Source organism: Roseateles sp. GW821-FHT09B06 (assembly GCF_059418245.1).
The window spans coordinates 180,326-198,637 of sequence record NZ_JBWKPM010000002.1 but is presented as its reverse complement, the minus strand read 5'-3'; the positions used below and the strand labels follow the sequence as shown (position 1 = coordinate 198,637).

Here is an 18,312-nt window from a genome sequence, read left to right as displayed (position 1 = left end):
GTAACCGTCAGTCGCCGAGCTCGATGGTCGCGGCCAGGCGCACGCCGGCCAGCCCCGCCGGCAGCTCGTAGTCCGCCAGCACCCAGGCCCGCTCCCGGCCCCGCGCGGCCTCGGCCAGCAGCTCGCCGAGCAGCCGGGCCGAGCGCGCGTCCAGCGCCGCATAGGGCTGGTCCAGCAGGGTCAGCCGCGCGCCGCTGGCGGCCGCGGCCACCAGGCCCACCTTGCGCCGGCTGCCGGCCGACAGCATGTACAGCGGCTTGCCCATGTGCTCGGCCAGGCCGAAGGCCTCGACCAGCGCTGCGGCCGTGGCCGCGTTCCAGCCGGCCGCGAAGCGCTGCCGCAGGGCCTCCAGCCAGGCGCGGGCCACCAGCGCGTCATGGGCCCGGTCGGTGGGATCCTGCAAAAAGCAGGAGATGGGCTGTTGCGGTTCGGCTGCCCGCTCGGCCAGCAGCCGCAGCAGGCTGGTCTTGCCGCGCTGCTCGCCGCCGCGCACCAGGCTCAGGCCCGGTGCCAGGGTAAAGGACAGGGCCCGTTCGCAGCCGGGGCAGCGCAGCCCTTCGACCGTCAGCACCGCGGCCGGACTCACGCGGCACCCGCCCCGAACAGCGCCACCGCGCGCTCGCGCAGCCTGGCCGGCACGCTGCCGGCCAGCGCCACGGCGCAGGCCCTGCCGCTGCCGCCGCGCAGGCCCTCGAACACCGCGTGCACCTGGGCGGCATCCACCGCCTGCAGGCGCTTGAACCAGTCCCGCGGGTCGCGCAGGCGCCCGAAGGCGAACAGGTCCTGCGCCGCGGCCTCCAGGCGCCGCGCCGGCTGCTCCTGGGCGCGCAGCGCGCGCATCGTCAGCTGCTTGCGGGCGCGCTCCAGGCCGGCGCTGTCGAGCGGGTCGGCGGCCTGCCGCGTCAGCAGCCGGTCCACGGCCTCCAGCAGCTCCACGGCCTGGGCCGGCGAGGTGGCCGCGTCGATCACGAACTGGCCGCTCTGCGGCAGGATGTCGGCCGCGCAGCCCACGTGGTAGGCCAGGCCGCGGCGCTCGCGGATCTCGTCCAGCAGCGGCGAACTCATGCCCTCGCCCAGCAGGGCCGCGGCCAGCACATGGGGCAGGTGAGAGTCGTCCTCGGCCAGGGCCGGTGCCGCGAAGCCCAGCACCAGCTGGCATTGCCCGCTGCCGGCCATGCGGCGCGTCTTCAGCCCGCCCTGCCAGACCGGCGCGGCCACCACATTGGGGGCGCCCGGCGGCATCGCGCCGAAGGCCGCCTCGACCCGGCGCACGAAATCCGTCTCGAAGCCGGCCGCCGTGATCGGCCCGGCCACCGTGACCACCACATTGCTGGCCGTGTACTGGCGCCGCACATAGTCCAGCAGCTCGGCGCGCGCGAAGCGCCGGATGTTGGCGCGCGTGCCGATGATGGGCCGGCCGGCCGGGTGCAGCGCGCCGTAGCAGGCGCGGTCGAACAGCTGGAAGGCCTGCGACACCGGGTCGTCGTCGTACTCGCTGAACTCCTGCTCGATCACGCCGCGCTCGCGCTCCAGCTCCTCGGCCGGGAAGCTCGGGTTCAGCACGATGTCGGCCAGCAGCTCGACGAAGGCCGGCAGGTCCTGCGGCAGGCCCTCCACATGGAAGGCCGTGTGGTCCTTGTCGGTGTGGGCGTTCAGCTCGGCGCCCAGCGCCTCGGCATCGAGGTTGATGCGCTGGCAGTCGCGCGTGGCCGTGCCCTTGAAGGCCATGTGCTCCACCACATGGCTGATGCCGTTCAGCCGCGCCGGCGTCTCGTGCAGGCTGCCGGTGCGGATGAAGACGCTCATCGCCACCGTGGCGCGCCAGGGCATCGGGATGGCGACGACGCGCAGGCCGTTCGGGAGGGTGGCGAGCAGGGGGGCGGTGGCGGAGAGGGCGAAGTCCAAGGCGGCGGGGCGTGAAGCGAGGGAGGATGCGGTTCGCGTAGTGTCGCCGCTACGGCGGGTCCGCGTCGGCCGACGGGCAATCCCGGTGGCTTGGGCGGCGCGGGCGCAGGGCAAATCCCGAGGGCATGGCCTGTCGCCGTGACGAAACTAGCGGCTGCCATAGCTGCGGCAGCCGCCGGTTTGCCATGTGAGTGACGGTTGCTTCAAAGGGAAAGAGAAGATGAGCAGGAACAAGGTTCTGGAGATGAATCGGGGCGCCGATGCCGCGCCACAGGCCCGTCGCCGGCGTCGTCCCGAAGCCATGCCGGGCCGCAACAACTCGCAGCGCGATGCGTGACGCCGACTCCTCCGGGTTGCCGGGCCCTCCCGCGCAGTTCTTCCGCGACATGGAGCTGCGCAGAACCCGCGCGCTCGTTGAACGCGACATGGCCACGCTCGAGGCACTGCACTCGCCCGACTACCAGCTGATCACACCGGCCGGCAAGGTCTTCACCCGCGCGGCATATCTGGACGCGATCAGGGCCGAGCCCTTCTATGCGGAGTGGGGGGTGGGTGCGATGAGCTTGCGCATCTGCGCGCAGATGGCCGTCATCCGCTACCAGGCCCGGCTGCGCTTCCCTTCCGGGCGCGAGCTGCTGTGCTGGCACACCGACTCCTACGAGCGGCGCGCCCCGGGCTGGCAGGCCGTGTGGTCGCAGGCTACCGGAATTGCGCAGCCCCAGCCCATCCATACGGTTGATGCGCCGCCTCAGCCACCTTAGGCCTCGCGGCAGCTCAGGAGAATCGCCCATGCCCAAGCTATTGCGGAATCTGCTCGCCCTCCTCGCGGGACTCGTCATCGGGAGCGGCGTCAACATGGCCCTGATCACGCTCGGCCCGTCGCTGATTCCTCCGCCCGCCGGCGTGGACGTCAGCAGCGCCGAAAGCCTGAGCAAGGCCATGCATCTGTTCGAGGCACGGCATTTCGTGATGCCGTTCCTGGCGCATGCCCTGGGCACCCTCGCCGGCGCGCTCGTGGCCTATCTGATCGCAGCTACCTACAAGGCGCCCATGGCCTACGCGATCGGTGCCGTCTTTCTTTGCGGCGGCGTGGCGGCAAGCTTCATGATTCCGGCCCCGGCCTGGTTCATCGCGCTCGACCTGCTGGCCGCTTACCTGCCGATGGCCTGGCTGGCGGTTCGGCTGGGGGCGCTCGCAAATCGGAGCAGCCCTGCTGCACCGCAGAAGAAGGCCTAGCCATTCGGCCCGCTGGTTGCGGGCAACAAACCCGTTTCCAGCCTTCCCTGGGAAGAGCCCTCGCGTTTGATGCCGGCCTGACAAAACAGTCGTTTCGGCGTGCCCGTTCCGCTTCTGCGAGCATGACGCTAGAGCTGCTTTCAACGGTGCTGGGGACTGGCAACCCGGTGCCGTGACTCCAGGCTCGATTCGCAAGGCGACGGGCTGTACAGGCATGCCCGAAGCGGTCGCCCCGCGTACCGCAGGGGGCGCAGGCGTAATCGGCAGCAAGGACGACCTGCGAGGGGGCAAGTTCCCTGGCAGCTTACCTGGGCCGCCCGGCGTCAATCCATCGCTGCGTCATGCCTCGCGCGAGGTTGTGGCGGGCGCAGTTGTATTGTTCCAGGTGGTCCAGTTCGGTGTTCGCGATGACGCGCAACGCCGCCGGTCAGCGGCATCGACGGGCACCTCCGAAATTGCGGCTTCCAGCGTTCGGCCGTAGATGACGAACTGCATGAGTTCATTCAGGGCCTGTCGGTGCCGAGCTCGAAGCGGGTCGGGCACGGCCAGGGAGGCTCGCAGCACGCTGTACTTCTGAATCGAGCGACGGTAGATGAATTCGAACACCACCGTCGCGCCCGAGCGCCTGGGCCACAAGGCGCTGGCGCTGCCGTGGGCTGATGCAGGCCTCTCGAAGGTTTCGCGCCGATCTCACCACGCGCACGGTGGACGCGGTGAGCAAATGCGCATGGGCCTGGGGGTTAACGCGCCTGCGGCAGGTCCAGGTCATGGCAAACACGCCCCCTCCGCCGCCAGCGGCTCCCCCGGCAGATCCAGCGCGTAGTGCAGCGACAGCAGCTGCCAGCCCTGCGGGCCCAGCTGCCATTGCATGCTGTTGACGCCGGTGTAGGGCGGCACGCCCGGTTCACCATCGGTGCGCACGCGGCTGTAGACCCAGGCCAGCGCGCCATAGCGCCGCTGCTCGCGCGCGAGTTCGCATTCCTGCACGCGGCGCGGGCTGGGCTGGCCCCAGCGCTCCAGCACCGCGGCGAAGGCATATTGCTGCTGTGCCGACGCCAGCACGGCCTGGCGTTCGCGCTGCACGCTGCCCCATAGGCGCGCCTGCGGATGCAGCAGGGCGGCCATCGTGGCGGTGTCGGCGCCGCGGCCTGCCGGGTGGGAGATGGCGCGCCAGAAGCGGCTCACTGCCGCGTCCAGCGCGGCCTGGCTGTGCGCCTGGGCCGCCGGGCCGAGGGCCTGCAGCAGCGCCGGCCAGGCGGTGCGGTAGGTCCGGGACAGGCTGGCCGATGTTCCGCCTGCTGCATCGGCGCGGGTGGAGGCGAAATACAACCAGGCACCGTCGGCGCTGACCCAGGGCGTGAACTCGAAACCCTCGTCGCTGTTGATCGGTGCCGGCAGGCGCAGCGCGGGACCAAAGCCAGGCCCCACCCGCTCGGCCAGGTAGAGGTCGCCGCGGCCGCTGCGGCCGCTCCACCACAGCAGGTAGCGCCCGTCCGGGCTCAGGGTCGGATCGCTGTCGTTGCCGCCCGGTGCATTGATCGGCGCCGGCAGCGCCTCGGCCGATCCGGCCTCGGTGGACGCGCGGTAGATGGACAGCTTGCCCGGGCCGCCCGGGCGCTGCGAGCCGAACCAGAGCTGGCCGCCATGCAGTTCCGGCCCCAGCTCGTAGGCGGGGCTCTGCAGGCTCTCGGCCAGCCGCTGCGGCGCGCTCCAGGCCTCGCCGCCATCGCCGCTGCCGCGGCGGCTCTCGAACAGGTCCAACTGGCCGGTGGCCGGAGCACCAGGCTCCGCCGGGCGGTCCGAGATGAAGATCAGGCGCTTGCCGTCGGCCGTCAGGAAGGGATCGGAATCGCGGTAGCGCTGGTCCGAGAAGGGGGCGGGCCGTGGTGCGGTCCAGGCGCCCGTGCCGCTGTTGCTGCTGCGCTGCTGCAGCCAGATGCGGGAGCCCTTGAAGCCGGCGGCCGAACGCGCCCACAGGCGCCAGTCGCCCTGCTCCTGGAAGTTGTAGGACTGCTGATCGGCTGGCTCGTCCAGCGGCACCCGCTCGATCGTCAGCGGCGTGGATGGCTGTGCGGAGCAGACGGCGAGGCTGCCGCCGGCGGCCAGCAGCAGGGCCGCGGCGCCCATCCGTCCGAGGGAACGCAAACCGCGGGTGCGGCAAGGGATGGCTGAACGCATGGGTGGTTCGGGTCGGGCTCCGGCTGGGCGCCGACGTCTGTTGACGCGACGAGGCGGCATGCTAGGTCCGACGGCGCCGGACCGGGCCGCGAAAGGGACGGAAGCCGGTGGCACGGGGACGAAACCGGCATCGAGGGTGTCGAGCCCGCGGCCGGCCATCGGGCCCGACAAAAACAGGTCCGGCCCGAATCCATCGGGCGTTCCGGCCCCTCACGGCTCCCGGAGCCGTTCCCGGGCTTTTGCCCGACACCCCATCATGGTCCGCTGCCAAGACCCCTCCGATCTGCAGCACGCGCCCTCCCCGCTCCTGCACGCCCCCGTCGAGGGCCGGGCCTTGCTCGGCCTGAAGGCAGCGGCCGAACAGGCGGACGGCCGGATCCAAAAAATACCGCGAACTGATCCCGGTGGCCGTGTGGCACTTGGCGCCAATGCGCCTGCTGCATCGAGGTCCATACCCGCAGCGCGTCCAAGGCTGAAGCCTCGCGCGAGGAAATCGCAGAGGCCGTCTTCAGCGCGGCGGCCCTGAAGGCGGGCGCCGCGGTCGGGCATGCTGCTGGATAGCGCCTGCGGCCTCGCCTGTCCCCCGGCCGGGCTGAGACAATCCCCCCATGGGTGAATTCGACCTGATCAAACGCTTCTTCACGCGCGGCCAGCAGGCCGCCTCGCAGCACGGCGTGCCGCTGGGCATCGGCGACGATTGCGCCATCGTCGCGCCGACGCCCGGCATGCAGTGGCTGGTCTCCTGCGACATGCTGGTCGAGGGCCGGCATTTCCTCTCCACCGTCGCGCCCGAGCGCCTGGGGCACAAGGCGCTGGCGGTGAACCTTTCGGACCTGGCCGCCTGCGGCGCCACGCCGCGCGCCTTCACCCTGGCGCTGGCGCTGCCGCGGGCCGATGCGGGCTTTCTCGAAGGCTTTGCGCGCGGCCTGTTCGCACTGGCCGATGCGCATGGCATCGCGCTGATCGGCGGCGACACCACCGCGGGGCCGCTGAACATCTGCATCACGGTGATGGGCGAGGCGCCGGCCGGCGCGGCCCTGCTGCGTAGCGGCGCGAAGGCCGGCGACGATCTCTATGTCAGCGGCACCGTGGGCGACGCGCGGCTGGCGCTGGAAGCCTTCCGCGGCAGCGTGGCCCTGGCGGGCGAGGACTTCCAGCTGGCACGCCGCGCGATGGAATGCCCGACGCCGCGTGTCGCGCTGGGCCTGGCGCTGCGCGGGGTGGCGAGCAGCGCGATCGACGTGTCCGACGGCCTGCTGGGCGATCTGGGCCATGTGCTGGCCCGCTCGGGCCTGGGCGCCACCCTGCTGATCGACGCGCTGCCGCGCAGCGAGCTGCTGGCGCGCCAGACCGCGGAGCTGCAGCGCCTGTGCACGCTCAACGGCGGCGACGACTACGAGCTGATCTTCAGCGCGCCTCCCGAGGCGCGCGATGCGGTGCGCACCGCCGCCGCGGCCAGCGCCACGCCGGTCACGCTGATCGGCCGGCTGGAGGCGGAAGAAGGCCTGCGCCTGCTCGACGCCCAGGGCCAGGTCTTGCACTGGGACCAGCCCTCCTTCGACCATTTCAAGTCATGACGGACGCGCACGACAGCGATCGCAGCGCCGCCCAAGGCGCCGTGCCCGGTTCGGCGCCGCTGCGCGCCAGCGCGCGCTTCATGCTGCGCCACCCGGCGCATTGGTTCGCGCTGGGCTTCGGCAGCGGCCTGTCGCCCAGGGCGCCGGGCACGGTCGGCACCCTGTGGGCCTGGATGGCCTTCCTGGTGCTGGACCTGTGGCTCACCGATCTGCAATGGGGCTGGCTGATCGGCGGCGGCACCCTGCTCGGCTGGTGGGCCTGCACCCTCACCGCGCGGCACCTGAACACGCCCGACCCCGGCAGCATCGTCTGGGACGAGGTGCTGGCCTTCTGGCTGGTGCTGTGGCTGGCCATGCCCATGGGCTTCTGGGGCCAGCTGCTGGCCTTCGGCCTGTTCCGCTATTTCGACGCCGCCAAGCCCGGCCCGGTGGGCTGGGCCGACCGGCTGTTCAAGGGCGAGCGCGGCCGGCCGGTCGGTTACGCCCAGGGCTTCGGCATCCTGTTCGATGATTTCGTCGCCGCCGGCTGTACGCTGGTGGTGATCGCGCTGTGGCGCTTCGTTCTGATGGGGTGATGCCATGCTGTTTCCCGAAGAGCACGAGTTGATCGACCGCATCGCGGTCGCCTTGATCCAGCGCCGCGAGCGCGTGGGCACGGCCGAGAGCTGCACCGGCGGCCTGATCGCGGCGGCCTGCACCAGCCTGTCGGGCTCCAGCCAATGGTTCGAGCGCGGCGTGGTCAGCTACAGCAACGAGGCCAAGACCGAGCTGCTGGGCGTGCCGGCGGCGCTGATCGGCCTGCATGGTTCGGTTAGCGGCCCCGTGGCCGAACATATGGCGCGCGGCCTGCTGGCCCATGCACCGATCGACTGGGCGCTGGCCGTCACCGGCATCGCCGGCCCCACCGGCGGCAGCGCCGACAAGCCGGTGGGCACGGTCTGGCTGGCCCTGGTGCACGGCCGCCAGCCGGCCCGGGTCTGGCAGGAGCATTTCCCCGGCGACCGCCATGCGGTGCGCATCGGCACCCTGCGCTCGGGCCTGATGGCGCTGTGCGAGGCGCTGGAAGACAAGGATTCCTGAACCATGAGTGTGCTGCTGAGCGGCCGCTGGGAGGCGGCGGAGCGCGACCAATGGCTCGCAATGCTGCGCGAGGTGCTGCCCGAGGAGCAATGGGTGCTGGAGCCCGGCCCCGAGGTGGAGATCGCGGTGGTGGCCAATCCGCCGCCGGGCGCGCTGCAGGGACTGCCGCGGCTGGCCTTCATCCAGTCGCTGTGGGCCGGGGTCGAGAAGCTGCTGGCCGACGAGACGCTGCCGGCGGACATCCCGCTGGCGCGCATGGTGGACCCGGCGATGAACGAGGCCATGCCGCAGACCGCGCTGTGGGCCGTGCTCGCCCTGCACCGCGGCTTCTTCGCGGTGCAGGCGCAGCAGCGCCGGCGCCTGTGGCGCCAGCCGGCGCAGCCGCGCGCGGCCGAGTGGCGCGTGCTGGTGCTGGGCCTGGGCGAGCTGGGCGGGCGCGTCGCGCGCGTCCTGGCGGGCCAGGGCTATGCGGTGAGCGGCTACGGCGGCCGGCCTCGCCCCGAGTCGGAGCTGCCGGGCATCGACTGCATCCACGGCGAGGCCGCGCTGGCCGAGGCCCTGGGCCGGGCCGATACCGTGATCAACCTGCTGCCGCTGACCGCGGCGACGCGCGGCTTCTTCGACGCGGCGCGGCTGGCGCAGTGCAAGCCCGGCGCCGGTTTCGTGAACCTGGCGCGCGGCGCCCATGTGGTGGAGGCCGATCTGCTGGCGGCGCTGGATGCGGGCCGCATCGGCCATGCGGTGCTGGACGTGTTCCAGGTCGAGCCGCTACCGCCCGAGCATCCCTTCTGGTCGCATGAGCGCGTCACCGTGCTGCCGCACACCGCGGCGCAGACCGATGCACGCAGCGCCGCCGCGCTGGTGGCGGCCAATGTGCGGGCGCTGCGCGCGGGCCGCGAACCGGCGCATCTGGTGGAGCGCATGCGCGGCTACTGAGCACCAGCTGTCGTCGAGACCGGACAGGGCTGTCCGGACGACGCGCTATCGACATCCCGGACCGGTCGTTCAGTGCGGTGCCGATGGCGACAGCGACCGGAGACCGTCAACGGCGGCGCGCGAAGTCGATGGACGGCGGGTCACGACCCTGAGCGGTCGTTAGCGTTCTAGTGGCGGCCTTCTCAAAAGCCGACTCTGCCGGTGCCTCGAGGACAGCCTTCGGCTAGAAGCATTCGAAGCGGCAGTACCTGGGGTCAGCAGAGCTCTCGCCCCGACGACTGGCCGGGCCTTGCGGGCCAGTATTGGAGCGTACGTCCACCGCCAGCCAGCCACGTCGGCGGGCAACGCCTGTCATCGGCGCAAGGGAATGGCCAGCGGCCGCATCGGCGCCGCATCGCCTCCGCGCAGCTTCAGCGAGGCCCCGATGAAGGCGAACTCGTAGACCCGGTCGCGCGCGAGTTCCTCCAGTTGTACCAGCTCCATGATCGGCGCGCCCTGCTGCGCGAGCAGATAGGTATGGACCGGCACGTAGTTGCCCTCCGCCTCCGGTGGAAAGGTCTCAAAGCTCAGGTTGTCCGCGCCGACGACCATGGCGCCGCCTTCCTCCACGAGGAACCTGGCGGCGTCGACGGACATGCCCGGCGGCTCCTTCACATACGCGTCAGCATCCGCATACTGCTTCATGCGGCCTGTGCGGATCAGGACCACGTCGCCAAGTCGAAGACTCACGCCCTGGCGGGCCAGGGCATCGACCAGGTCTGCCTTGCGGACGCGATAGCCCGGCGGCAGTGCGTCGACACCACGCGCTGACGCGACGTCGATCAGCACGCCTCGCGCGATGATCGGCGGCAGCTTTTCGGCCCCGGTCTTGCGCCAGCCTCGGTCGCCGAGGTGCTTGCTCGCCTCAAACCCATTCCAGATGCGCCCGTCGAGGCCGAAGTGATTCAGCGCATCGATGTGAGTGCCGGTGTGCGTGTACATCGAGATCGCAGCACCGGTGTAGCTCACGTGCTCGTTCTGAGCGCTTCCCACGCCGACCGGGTCGTCCACGACCGTGCCGTTCGGCGTGTGCGTCATCCAGAACTGGTAGCGCGGATCGCCGGCCGCATGCCAGCCGGGCATGCCGATGAAGTATTCGACCGACAGGTCGTAGACACGGCGACCGTCGAGCCGGCCGAGCACGTCGGCGCGCGACTGTGGCGTCATGAGGTTGAGGCGGCCGATTTCATCGTCGGGGCCCCACGGGCTGCGGCCGACCTGAGGCTGCTCGGACGCGGCGCCGGCGATGCCAGCGGCAAGGGCTAGACAGACGGCGAGAAGTGATCGTTTCATGCTGGTCTCCGTTTGATCGTGCGGCTAGTTCCGCACGCCGCGCACGGTAGAAGGTGTACCCATCGGTTCAAAGGATGCAGGCGTGAACTCACTCTTCACGCCCAGTGAACGCTGCAGCTGGGTGGTCGCGCAACAGCGCACGCCCGGCTTAACGCCACGAATCTTCGATTCCCCAATCCGCAGTGAACAGTGAATTTCCACGGCGCCTCTCGATCGGCAGCAACCCGGTTCCTAGACTGAGCAGGACATCAACGCGGAGCCTTCACCATGAACCTGTCCCGACTCTGGCCGCTGCTGCTCGGCACCGGCATGACACTCGGCCTCGGCACACCGATCGCGAAGGTCGCGGCGCACCACGGCGTGGGCGCACTCGCCTTCGCGCTGTGGCCCACGCTGGCAGCCGGCCTACTGCTCGGTGCGATCGGGCTGCTTCGGCAAGGACGTCCTGCCGACTTGCCGCGCCTGATGCGCTTCGGCAGCGTCGCCGGCCTGTTCGGCCACGCGCTGCCGATGACCGCAGCGTTCTGGCTGTCGTCGCAGGCCGGCGCCGGCTTCGCATCCTTGTCGCTGACGCTGCCGCCGGTGTTCACGCTGCTGGTCACGGTGCTGCTTGGCCTCGAGCGGCTCGTGCTGCGCCGCGGGATCGCGGTCGGGCTCGGCTTGTCCGGGGCGCTGCTGATGCTCACCGGCCGCGGCGGCTCGTTCGAGGCCACGCCGGCTTTGCTGGCCATCGCGCTGGCCATTCCGGCCTCGATCGGCGTGGCCAATGTCTATCGCTCGCGCCGCATGCCACCCGGCGCCAGCGGCGAGTGGATGTCGTCGAGCACGCTGCTGGTCTCGTCGTCGATCCTCGCGCTCGCCGGCCTCGCCCTGGGCAACATCGCACCGCCGCTGACTGCCCCGGCCCTCGGCTGGCTGGCGCTGCAGGCCGGTGTGCTCACCGTCGGCTACCTCTTCTACTTCGCGCTGCAGCGGCGGGCCGAGCCGGTGACCTTCAGCTTCATCGGCTACGTGATGATGCTGCCAGGGGTGGCGATCGGCACCTTCGCCTTCGGCGAGCGACTGCCGTGGACGGTGTGGCCCGCGGCCGCCCTGGTGTTCGCAGCTCTGGTTCTGCTGCAGTCGCCGGCGCGGACCCCCATTCCTGTTGCGGTCCGCCACGATCCGGGAGTGTCAGCATGAGCCATTTCGAAATTCGTCGCAGCGCCGAGCGCGGCACGATGCGCACCGCCTGGCTCGACGCGAGCTTCAGCTTCAGCTTCGGCGACTACATCGATCCGCAACGCCCGCGTTTCGGCCCGCTGCTGGCACTCAACGAGGACCGCGTGCAGCCGGGCACCGGCTTTCAGATGCACCCGCACCACGACCTCGAGATCGTCATGCTGCCGCAAAGCGGCGCCATCGAGCATCGCGACAGTCAGGGCCGCGAGATGCTGATACGGCCCGGCGAATTGCAGTGGATGCGGGCGGGGCGCGGCATCCGCCATCGGCAGTGGAACGTCTCGCCGCACGAGGTCGACCATCACTTCCAGCTCTGGTTCGCGCCATCCACCAAGGGCCTCAAACCGACTGTCGAACGGCGCCCGTACCAGGCGCCCACGCCCGGCACCTGGCGCACCCTGGTATCGCCGCATCCGCGGGACGGTGAGCTCGACATCGGCACCGACGTGGTGCTCGCCCTCGGCCGCGCCGAGCCGGGCCGGGCGCTCGAGATACCCGCACGCGCCAAGGGCGGCATCTATCTGCACTTGATGGAGGGACGCATTGAAGTGCACGGCGCCGGCCTCGGCCGCGCCGTCCTCGAGACCGGCGACGCCATCGTGTTCTTCGACGGCGTGCCTGAACTGCAACTGCACGCGGCATTGCCGGCCGAACTACTGCGTTTCGACACCGCCGCGGTCGACCCGCAAACCGGCTTGGTCGCGTCCTCCGCCGTCCACACGAACGCTTGAGGGAGCCCCTGTCATGACCCGCTCCAGCCTGCGCTCAAGCGTCCACCCGGACCAGCCGCTCCTTCAGGAAATTCAGCAGCGTGCGCACCCGCTCCGGCAGGTGCTCGCGGCTGGGGTAGACGGCGAACAGCTGGCGCGGTTCGGCACGCCAGTCGTCCAGCGCGGTCTCCAGCCGGCATTCGGCGATTTCGCTCCGGATCATCGCGCGCGGAACGAGTCCCACGCCGACGCCCCGGATCATCGCGTCGATCAACGCAAGGCTGTTGTCCGCGCGGAAGTTGCCGCGAATCTCCACGGCCTGCGGGCCGCCAGGGCCGTCGAACTGCCAGCGCGTGGCGTCGCTGCCGAGAAGATAGGGCAGGCAGTTGTGGCCGTCCAGGGCCGATGGATGTTCGGGCTTGCCATGCTGCCGCCAGTAATCCGGCGCCGCGGCCACGGCACGCTGGATCATCATCAGCGGCACCGCGACCAGCGAGGAATCATCGAGCTGCGCCTGGCCGCGCAACGCTACGTCGATGCCGTCGCGCACCAGGTCGACGGGCCGGTCCGACAGCCTCAGCTCGAGCTCGATGCCCGGGTGCGCCGCCTGGAACGCGTGCAGGTGGTCCTTGAGGAAGGCCAGCGTGAGCGACACCGGCACCGCCAGCACCAGCCGGCCGGACAGCTCGCCGCGGGCCGTGCGGATCGCTCCCAGCGTGCGCTCGGTGTCGTCCAGCACGCGCCGGCAGTACGCATAGAAGCGCTCACCGGCCTCGGTGAGTTGCATGCGTCGCGTGGTTCGTGCGATCAGGCGACTGCCCGTCCACTCCTCGAGATACTGGATGTACTTGGTCACCATCGCCGGCGAGGAGTCGAGATCGCGGGCTGCCGCAGAGAACCCGCCCGTCTCGACAACGCGACAGAAGCAATGCAGGGCCAGGTGTCTGTCCATGGGTCTCCTCGCGGCGGGCAACCTGTCGCGAGCGATCGTACGACCTCCTTTCACCGAATACCAGAGGCGCCTTGTGCTTCATGCAGGGTTGGGCCCGCCCATTCCGTCCTCTATGTAGACACCAGATGAAATTCCAACGGCCGCCGGAGTATTCCCACGTGGTCTCAGGCGCCACGTAACCCCCTCTAGGAGTCTTGATATGCATTCGAAGATGCTCGTTGCCGTCGCGGCCGCTTTGGTAGCCACCGGAACCTTTGCCGCCGACGTGAAGTCCGTATCGAGGCTCGCATTCGGACCCGACAGCATTCTCTTTGTTGCCGACTGGAAAGGCGCCCAGGTACATGCGCTGGCGTTGCCGGCGCCTGTGCCCAGGAAGGGCGAAGGGACCTTCAACATCGTGGACTTGGAGGCGTTGCTGTCCAAGTCGCTCGGCGCCGGCAAGGTCAAGGTCGAAGACATGGCAGCGCGTCCTGCCTCGGGCGAGGTGTACCTGGCAGTGAGCGTCGGAGCGAACAAGACACCGGCGATCGTTGCAGTCACTTCCGACCAAAAGGTGCGCAAGCTCAACCTGGCGAGCATGAAGTCGACGACGGTGACGTTGAAAAACGCGAACAACTCCAAGGCCGAGTTCTGGAAGGAAACTCCGGAGCGCAGCTTCACGGTCACGGACATGAAGTGGAACAGCGGCGAGTTGTTTGTTGCGGGCCTGTCGAACCAGGACTTCGCGTCGACGCTGCGCCGCATCCCGTACCCGTTCACCGACAAGCAGACGATGACCTCTGTGGAGATCTACCACACCACGCACAACCAGATCGAAACGCGCGCTCCCATTCGCGCGATGTCGTTCGCAACGCTTGGCGGTAAGCCGTACGTCGTCGCCGCGTATCTCTGCACGCCGCTTGTGACCATTCCGCTCGAGGACCTGAAGGACGGTGCGCACATCAAGGGCAAAGCCATCGCCGAACTGGGCTACGGCAACACGCCCGCGGACATGATCTCGTACAGCGCCAAGGACCCGAGCGGCAAGCCGCAAGACATGCTGATGCTGCTGAACTACCACCGCTCGGGCAACATCATCCCGGTCTCCGAGGTCGAGGCTGCGAATAGGAAGCCCGGCATCGACAAGCCCGTGCCTGCCGGTCAAATCGTCGGCGTGCAGGAGACGCCGGCACCGCTGGTGGGGGTCACCCGCATCGACAACCTCGACGACCAGTTCTTCATCGTCGTGCGCCGGGCTCTGGAGAAGGATGCCCTGCAGTTGGTGACGTTCGACAAGGCCATGCTGTTCCGGCTGACCGATTTCGTCTCCGAGTACGACTTCCCGCAGTACCGCTACAACAACAACGAGTTCCAGCTCAAGTACTTCAAGCCTGCCCATGACATCCTGATGAAGCAGGAGGGGTTCCCCGAGCTCATCGGTTCGCACGAGTGAGGCTGGTATGACGAAGGCGCTGCGAGCCCTGTGTGTGCTGGCCCTGTGGGCAGCGGCTGCCGCTCAGACGGCCGCTGCCCAGTGGGTGCCTGTTGCCGTCCAACCCTCAGGGCTGGAGGTGCCAGCGAACCTGCTTCGCATCTCCTTGGCGTTCGCGCAGCCTGTTGGCGAGGACCTACTGCCTCGGTTGGGACTGCGCCAGGCCAACGGCGATGTCATCGACAAGCCGTTTTTGGAGCAGGAACTCTGGTCCCCGAGCGGCAAGATTTTGACGGTGCTTCTGCATCCTGGGCGCGTGAAGAGCGGGTTGATCGCCCACGACACCGTCGGACCTGTGCTCCACGCCGACGGGTTGGTCGTGCTGACATTGGACGGCCAGGAAATCAAGCGCTGGAAGGTGGGTCCGGACGACCACGACGGCCCGCGCCCGCCTCGCTGGAACGTCGGAAGCGTCCTTGCGAGCACGCGCGAGCCGCTGGTGGTGGAGTTGGACGCGCCCATCGATGGTCGGGATGTCGACTACCTCGCGGTTGCGAATTCGAGCAATCGCCGAATCCAGGGGCGCGCTCGGCTGGAAGTTGGCGAAAAGAGATGGACCTTCACGCCCGATGCCCCCTGGACTGAATCGCGGTACACGCTGGCCGTCTTTGGCAACCTCGAGGATCCTTCCGGCAACCGGTTGAACGGGCACTTCGAGTCGCCAGGGGCTGCCCATGAGCCGGCTGCCGCCGACGTCTACATCCCTCTAACGATTGCCCGAGCGCAGCTGACGCGCAAGCGGAGCCCCTAGCAGCGATGGTCCGAGCGCCGTAAACAGGCTTCAGGGGCAAGTCCTGAGAGCCTGGTGGTGATCACCTGCCCGACACAAGCTCATCGAGATCCGTCGCAGGTCGAGGGCGCGAGAGTTCGCCCCGCCGCAGCTGTTATGACTATCCATCTCTGAATCGCTCCAACTTCTTTCCAACCTCAATCACCAATCCATCCAAAGGAATGATCATGATCACTGAAATCGACAAGGTTCTGTACACCGCCAAGACCCACACCACGGGTGGGCGCGATGGCGCCGGCAAGTCCAGCGATGGCGCGCTCGATGTGAGGCTGAGCAGCCCCGGCAGCAACAGGCCGGGCACAAACCCGGAGCAGCTGTTTGCTGTCGGGTGGTCGGCTTGCTTCATGGGTGCCATGGGTCTGGCTGCGAAGGCTAGAAACGTCACCTTGCCCGCCGATACGGCCATCGATGCCGAAGTGGACCTGGGCCTCACGGGCGACAGCTATTCGCTGCGGGCTCGACTCAACGTCCATGTGCCGGGCCTGGATCGCGCGCTTGTGGATGCCCTGGTTCGCGACGCACACCAGACCTGCCCTTACTCGAAAGCGACCCGCGGCAACCTCGACGTGTCCTTCAACATTGTCTGAGCCGCCCGACTACTCAACGACCCGATCGGAAGAACCTCATGACCACGACCAAGACGACGCTCCAAACCCTCCAGAACGCCTTCCTCGCGCTTCTGGTTGTATGCACCGCTCTGCTTCAAACCCCAGCGCAAGCCGCTTCGCCCTCAGGGAAGCCGACCATCGTTCTCGTTCACGGCGCCTTTGCCGAGTCCCTGAGCTGGGAATCCGTCATCGAACGCATTTTCGCGAAAGGCTACCCCGTAGTGGCGGTGGCCAATCCCCTGCGCGGACTGCGAAGCGATTCGGCCTATGTGTCCAATCTGCTGGACACGATCCCCGGGCCCGTGGTGATGGTGGGCCACTCGTATGGTGGCGCCGTGATTTCGAACGCTGCCGAGGGCAAGCCCAACATCAAGGGCCTCGTGTTCGTGGCGGCGTTTGCGCCCGAAAGCGGTGAGGCCCTCGGTGAACTGGGGGCACGGTACCCTGGCAGCACATTGGGATCGGCGCTGGTGCCGGTGACCCTGCCCGGCGGGGGCAACGACCTTTATGTCCAGCAAGCCAAGTACCGCGAACAGGTTGCGGCCGACGTTCCCGAGCGCATCGCGGCTCTCCTCGCGGCCACGCAAAGGCCTGTCGCCGAGGTCGCGTTCACCGAGAAGGCGGGCGCCCCTGCCTGGAAGGATGTGCCCTCCAGGTTCATCTACGGCACGGCCGACAAGGCCATCGCGCCGCCGCTGCTTGCGTTCATGGCGCAACGCGCGGGATCGAAGCACACCGTCGCGGTGCAGGGCGCATCGCACGCCGTCCTGGTATCGCATGCCGACGAGGTCGCCGCTCTGATCGAGGAAGCGGCCGCCGATTGAGCGCTGCTTCGGCTTTCCAGCCATCTCAGATTGAAAGACCACTCCCATGAGCCCCCTCGAAAATCCGCCGTCCTCGCCGCTGTCCCGGCGCCACCTTCTTGCCGGTTCGGCCGCAGCGCTTCTCGCGAGCCCGTCGGCGTTCGCCCTTGCCGATGCCCACAGCGATGATGTCGCGGCGGACTCGCCAGGTGATGATGCCCGCATCCGCCCGTTCGCCGTCCACGTGCCCCAGATCGAGCTGACAGACTTGCGCCGGCGAATCGCCGCGACCCGATGGCCTTCGCCCGAACTGGTGACGGATGCATCGCAGGGCGTGCAACTCGCAACGATGCGCGAACTCGCGCGCACCTGGCAGACGGACTACGACTGGCGCAAGTTCGAGGCGAGGCTGAATTCGTTGCCGCAGTTCGTCACGACCATCGACGGCGTGGACATCCACTTCATCCACGTTCGTTCGAAGCATCCGAACGCGCTGCCAGTGATCGTCACGCACGGGTGGCCGGGTTCGATCGTCGAGCAGATGAAGATCATCGATCCGCTGACCAACCCGACGGCCCACGGCGGGGCCGCATCGGACGCTTTCGACGCGGTGATTCCCTCGTTGCCGGGCCATGGCTTTTCGGGGAAGCCCACTACGCTGGGCTGGGACCCAATCCGCATCGCGCGTGCCTGGGCCGTGCTGATGAAGCGCCTGGGCTACACGCGCTATGTCGCGCAAGGCGGCGACTGGGGCAATGCGGTCACCGAGCAGATGGCGCTGCTGACGCCTCCGGGCCTGGTCGGCATTCACACCAACATGCCTGCCACGATCCCTGATGACATTGCGAAGGCGCTGCAGGCGGGTGGTGCACCACCCGCCGGTCTTTCGGCGGAAGAGAAGTACGCGTACGATCAGCTCGACTTCTTCTACAAGAACGGCCTGTCCTACGCACAGGAGATGAGCAAGCGTCCCCAGACTCTCTACGGGATCGAGGACTCACCGGCCGGACTCGCCGCCTGGATGCTCGACCACGACGCGCGCAGCTACGCGCTCATCTCGCGCGTCTTCGCGGGCAAGTCCGAAGGCCTGACGCGAAACGACATCCTCGACAACATCACGCTCTACTGGCTGACGAAGACGGGCATTTCCTCGGCACGCCTTTACTGGGAAAGCAAGCTGGCCTTCTTCGCGCCCAAGGGAGTTCCCCTGCCTGTCGCGGTGAGCGCCTTCCCTGACGAGATCTACACGGCACCGCGCAGCTGGACGGAGCGGGCGTATCCCAAGCTCGTCCACTACGGCAGGCTCGACAAGGGAGGGCACTTCGCCGCGTGGGAGCAACCGGAGGTCTTCGCCGCAGAGCTGCGCGCGGGGTTCAAGTCGTTGCATGGTTGAAGGGCGTTATGAAGCCGCGTGTCTGCGTCTTGACCAGCACCTGGTCGCACGCGACTACCCCATCGAGATCCCTCGCAGGTCGAGGGCGCGAGAGTTCGCCTCCTCAAAAAAGTGCGCCAA

At 68.7% G+C, this 18,312-nt stretch carries 19 protein-coding genes and 1 pseudogene; 14 read left to right on the top strand and 6 right to left on the bottom strand.

The window, feature by feature from the left end; all coding sequences use genetic code 11:
* Positions 1-7: 7 nt before the first annotated feature.
* Together AC07OQ_RS02760 and AC07OQ_RS02755 are read right to left on the bottom strand one after the other, a co-directional pair.
* Positions 8-586 carry an ABC transporter ATP-binding protein gene (locus AC07OQ_RS02760; RefSeq protein ID WP_495051557.1) on the bottom strand — a complete coding sequence of 193 codons (579 nt, stop codon included), beginning with the start codon at positions 584-586 and terminating at the stop codon, positions 8-10.
* Positions 583-1,905 carry a M16 family metallopeptidase gene (locus AC07OQ_RS02755; RefSeq protein WP_495051556.1) on the bottom strand — a complete coding sequence of 441 codons (1,323 nt, stop codon included), beginning with the start codon at positions 1,903-1,905 and terminating at the stop codon, positions 583-585. Before AC07OQ_RS02755 ends, AC07OQ_RS02760 begins: the two co-directional genes overlap by 4 nt.
* A gap of 329 nt (positions 1,906-2,234) precedes the next feature.
* Between AC07OQ_RS02755 and AC07OQ_RS02750 the strand changes: the two genes are divergently transcribed.
* Together AC07OQ_RS02750 and AC07OQ_RS02745 are read left to right on the top strand one after the other, a co-directional pair.
* Complete coding sequence (locus AC07OQ_RS02750; protein WP_495051555.1) at positions 2,235-2,666, top strand: nuclear transport factor 2 family protein; 432 nt, start codon at positions 2,235-2,237, stop codon at positions 2,664-2,666.
* A 28-nt stretch (positions 2,667-2,694) separates the two neighbouring features.
* Positions 2,695-3,141 (top strand): hypothetical protein, encoded by a 447-nt coding sequence (locus AC07OQ_RS02745; protein WP_495051554.1) that lies wholly within the window; start codon positions 2,695-2,697, stop codon positions 3,139-3,141.
* A gap of 339 nt (positions 3,142-3,480) precedes the next feature.
* Here AC07OQ_RS02745 and AC07OQ_RS02740 read toward each other — a convergent pair whose 3' ends face one another.
* Both AC07OQ_RS02740 and AC07OQ_RS02735 read right to left on the bottom strand, forming a co-directional pair.
* The gene (locus tag AC07OQ_RS02740) at positions 3,481-3,636 is read right to left on the bottom strand and encodes a hypothetical protein (RefSeq protein WP_495051553.1); all 156 of its coding nucleotides are present in this window, start codon (positions 3,634-3,636) and stop codon (positions 3,481-3,483) included.
* Positions 3,637-3,906: 270 nt separating this feature from the next.
* The gene (locus AC07OQ_RS02735) at positions 3,907-5,268 is read right to left on the bottom strand and encodes a hypothetical protein (protein WP_495051552.1); all 1,362 of its coding nucleotides are present in this window, start codon (positions 5,266-5,268) and stop codon (positions 3,907-3,909) included.
* Positions 5,269-5,754: 486 nt separating this feature from the next.
* Between AC07OQ_RS02735 and AC07OQ_RS02730 the strand changes: the two are divergent.
* The 5 genes and pseudogenes from AC07OQ_RS02730 to AC07OQ_RS02710 all read left to right on the top strand — a co-directional run.
* A pseudogene (locus tag AC07OQ_RS02730) lies at positions 5,755-5,880 on the top strand (carboxymuconolactone decarboxylase family protein); the annotation flags it as partial.
* 47 nt (positions 5,881-5,927) lie between these two features.
* On the top strand, positions 5,928-6,896 hold the full coding sequence (gene thiL, locus AC07OQ_RS02725; protein WP_495051551.1) for a thiamine-phosphate kinase: 969 nt from the start codon (positions 5,928-5,930) through the stop codon (positions 6,894-6,896).
* Positions 6,893-7,471 (top strand): phosphatidylglycerophosphatase A family protein, encoded by a 579-nt coding sequence (locus AC07OQ_RS02720; RefSeq protein ID WP_495051550.1) that lies wholly within the window; start codon positions 6,893-6,895, stop codon positions 7,469-7,471. The genes thiL and AC07OQ_RS02720 overlap by 4 nt, the downstream gene beginning before the upstream one ends.
* 4 nt (positions 7,472-7,475) lie before the next feature.
* Positions 7,476-7,976: a CinA family protein gene (locus tag AC07OQ_RS02715; protein ID WP_495051549.1), complete on the top strand. Its 501-nt coding sequence runs from the start codon at positions 7,476-7,478 to the stop codon at positions 7,974-7,976.
* Positions 7,977-7,979: 3 nt separating this feature from the next.
* Entirely contained in the window at positions 7,980-8,912 is a 933-nt protein-coding gene (locus AC07OQ_RS02710; protein ID WP_495051548.1) for a 2-hydroxyacid dehydrogenase, read from the top strand.
* 351 nt (positions 8,913-9,263) lie between these two features.
* On the opposite strand, the gene AC07OQ_RS02705 is transcribed toward AC07OQ_RS02710, so the two are convergent.
* Positions 9,264-10,244 carry a cyclase family protein gene (locus AC07OQ_RS02705; RefSeq protein WP_495051547.1) on the bottom strand — a complete coding sequence of 327 codons (981 nt, stop codon included), beginning with the start codon at positions 10,242-10,244 and terminating at the stop codon, positions 9,264-9,266.
* A gap of 267 nt (positions 10,245-10,511) precedes the next feature.
* Between AC07OQ_RS02705 and AC07OQ_RS02700 the strand changes: the two genes are divergently transcribed.
* Together AC07OQ_RS02700 and AC07OQ_RS02695 are read left to right on the top strand one after the other, a co-directional pair.
* Entirely contained in the window at positions 10,512-11,426 is a 915-nt protein-coding gene (locus AC07OQ_RS02700; protein WP_495051546.1) for a DMT family transporter, read from the top strand.
* On the top strand, positions 11,423-12,196 hold the full coding sequence (locus AC07OQ_RS02695; RefSeq protein ID WP_495051545.1) for a pirin family protein: 774 nt from the start codon (positions 11,423-11,425) through the stop codon (positions 12,194-12,196). The genes AC07OQ_RS02700 and AC07OQ_RS02695 overlap by 4 nt, the downstream gene beginning before the upstream one ends.
* Before the next feature lie 34 nt (positions 12,197-12,230).
* Here AC07OQ_RS02695 and AC07OQ_RS02690 read toward each other — a convergent pair whose 3' ends face one another.
* On the bottom strand, positions 12,231-13,127 hold the full coding sequence (locus tag AC07OQ_RS02690) for a LysR family transcriptional regulator (RefSeq protein WP_495051544.1): 897 nt from the start codon (positions 13,125-13,127) through the stop codon (positions 12,231-12,233).
* A gap of 199 nt (positions 13,128-13,326) precedes the next feature.
* On the opposite strand from AC07OQ_RS02690, the gene AC07OQ_RS02685 reads away from it, so the two are divergent.
* The 5 genes from AC07OQ_RS02685 (at position 13,327) to AC07OQ_RS02665 (ending at position 18,192) form a co-directional block, all read left to right on the top strand.
* Entirely contained in the window at positions 13,327-14,559 is a 1,233-nt protein-coding gene (locus AC07OQ_RS02685) for a hypothetical protein (RefSeq protein ID WP_495051543.1), read from the top strand.
* A 7-nt stretch (positions 14,560-14,566) separates the two neighbouring features.
* A complete protein-coding gene (locus tag AC07OQ_RS02680) occupies positions 14,567-15,349 on the top strand; it encodes an Ig-like domain-containing protein (protein WP_495051542.1) in 783 nt (260 codons plus the stop codon).
* Positions 15,350-15,558: 209 nt separating this feature from the next.
* Entirely contained in the window at positions 15,559-15,975 is a 417-nt protein-coding gene (locus AC07OQ_RS02675; protein ID WP_495051667.1) for an organic hydroperoxide resistance protein, read from the top strand.
* Between the two features lie 38 nt (positions 15,976-16,013).
* Positions 16,014-16,820, top strand: coding sequence for an alpha/beta fold hydrolase (locus AC07OQ_RS02670; protein ID WP_495051541.1), 807 nt, complete (start codon positions 16,014-16,016; stop codon positions 16,818-16,820).
* A 46-nt stretch (positions 16,821-16,866) separates the two neighbouring features.
* Positions 16,867-18,192 carry an epoxide hydrolase family protein gene (locus AC07OQ_RS02665; protein ID WP_495051540.1) on the top strand — a complete coding sequence of 442 codons (1,326 nt, stop codon included), beginning with the start codon at positions 16,867-16,869 and terminating at the stop codon, positions 18,190-18,192.
* Positions 18,193-18,312 lie beyond the last annotated feature (120 nt).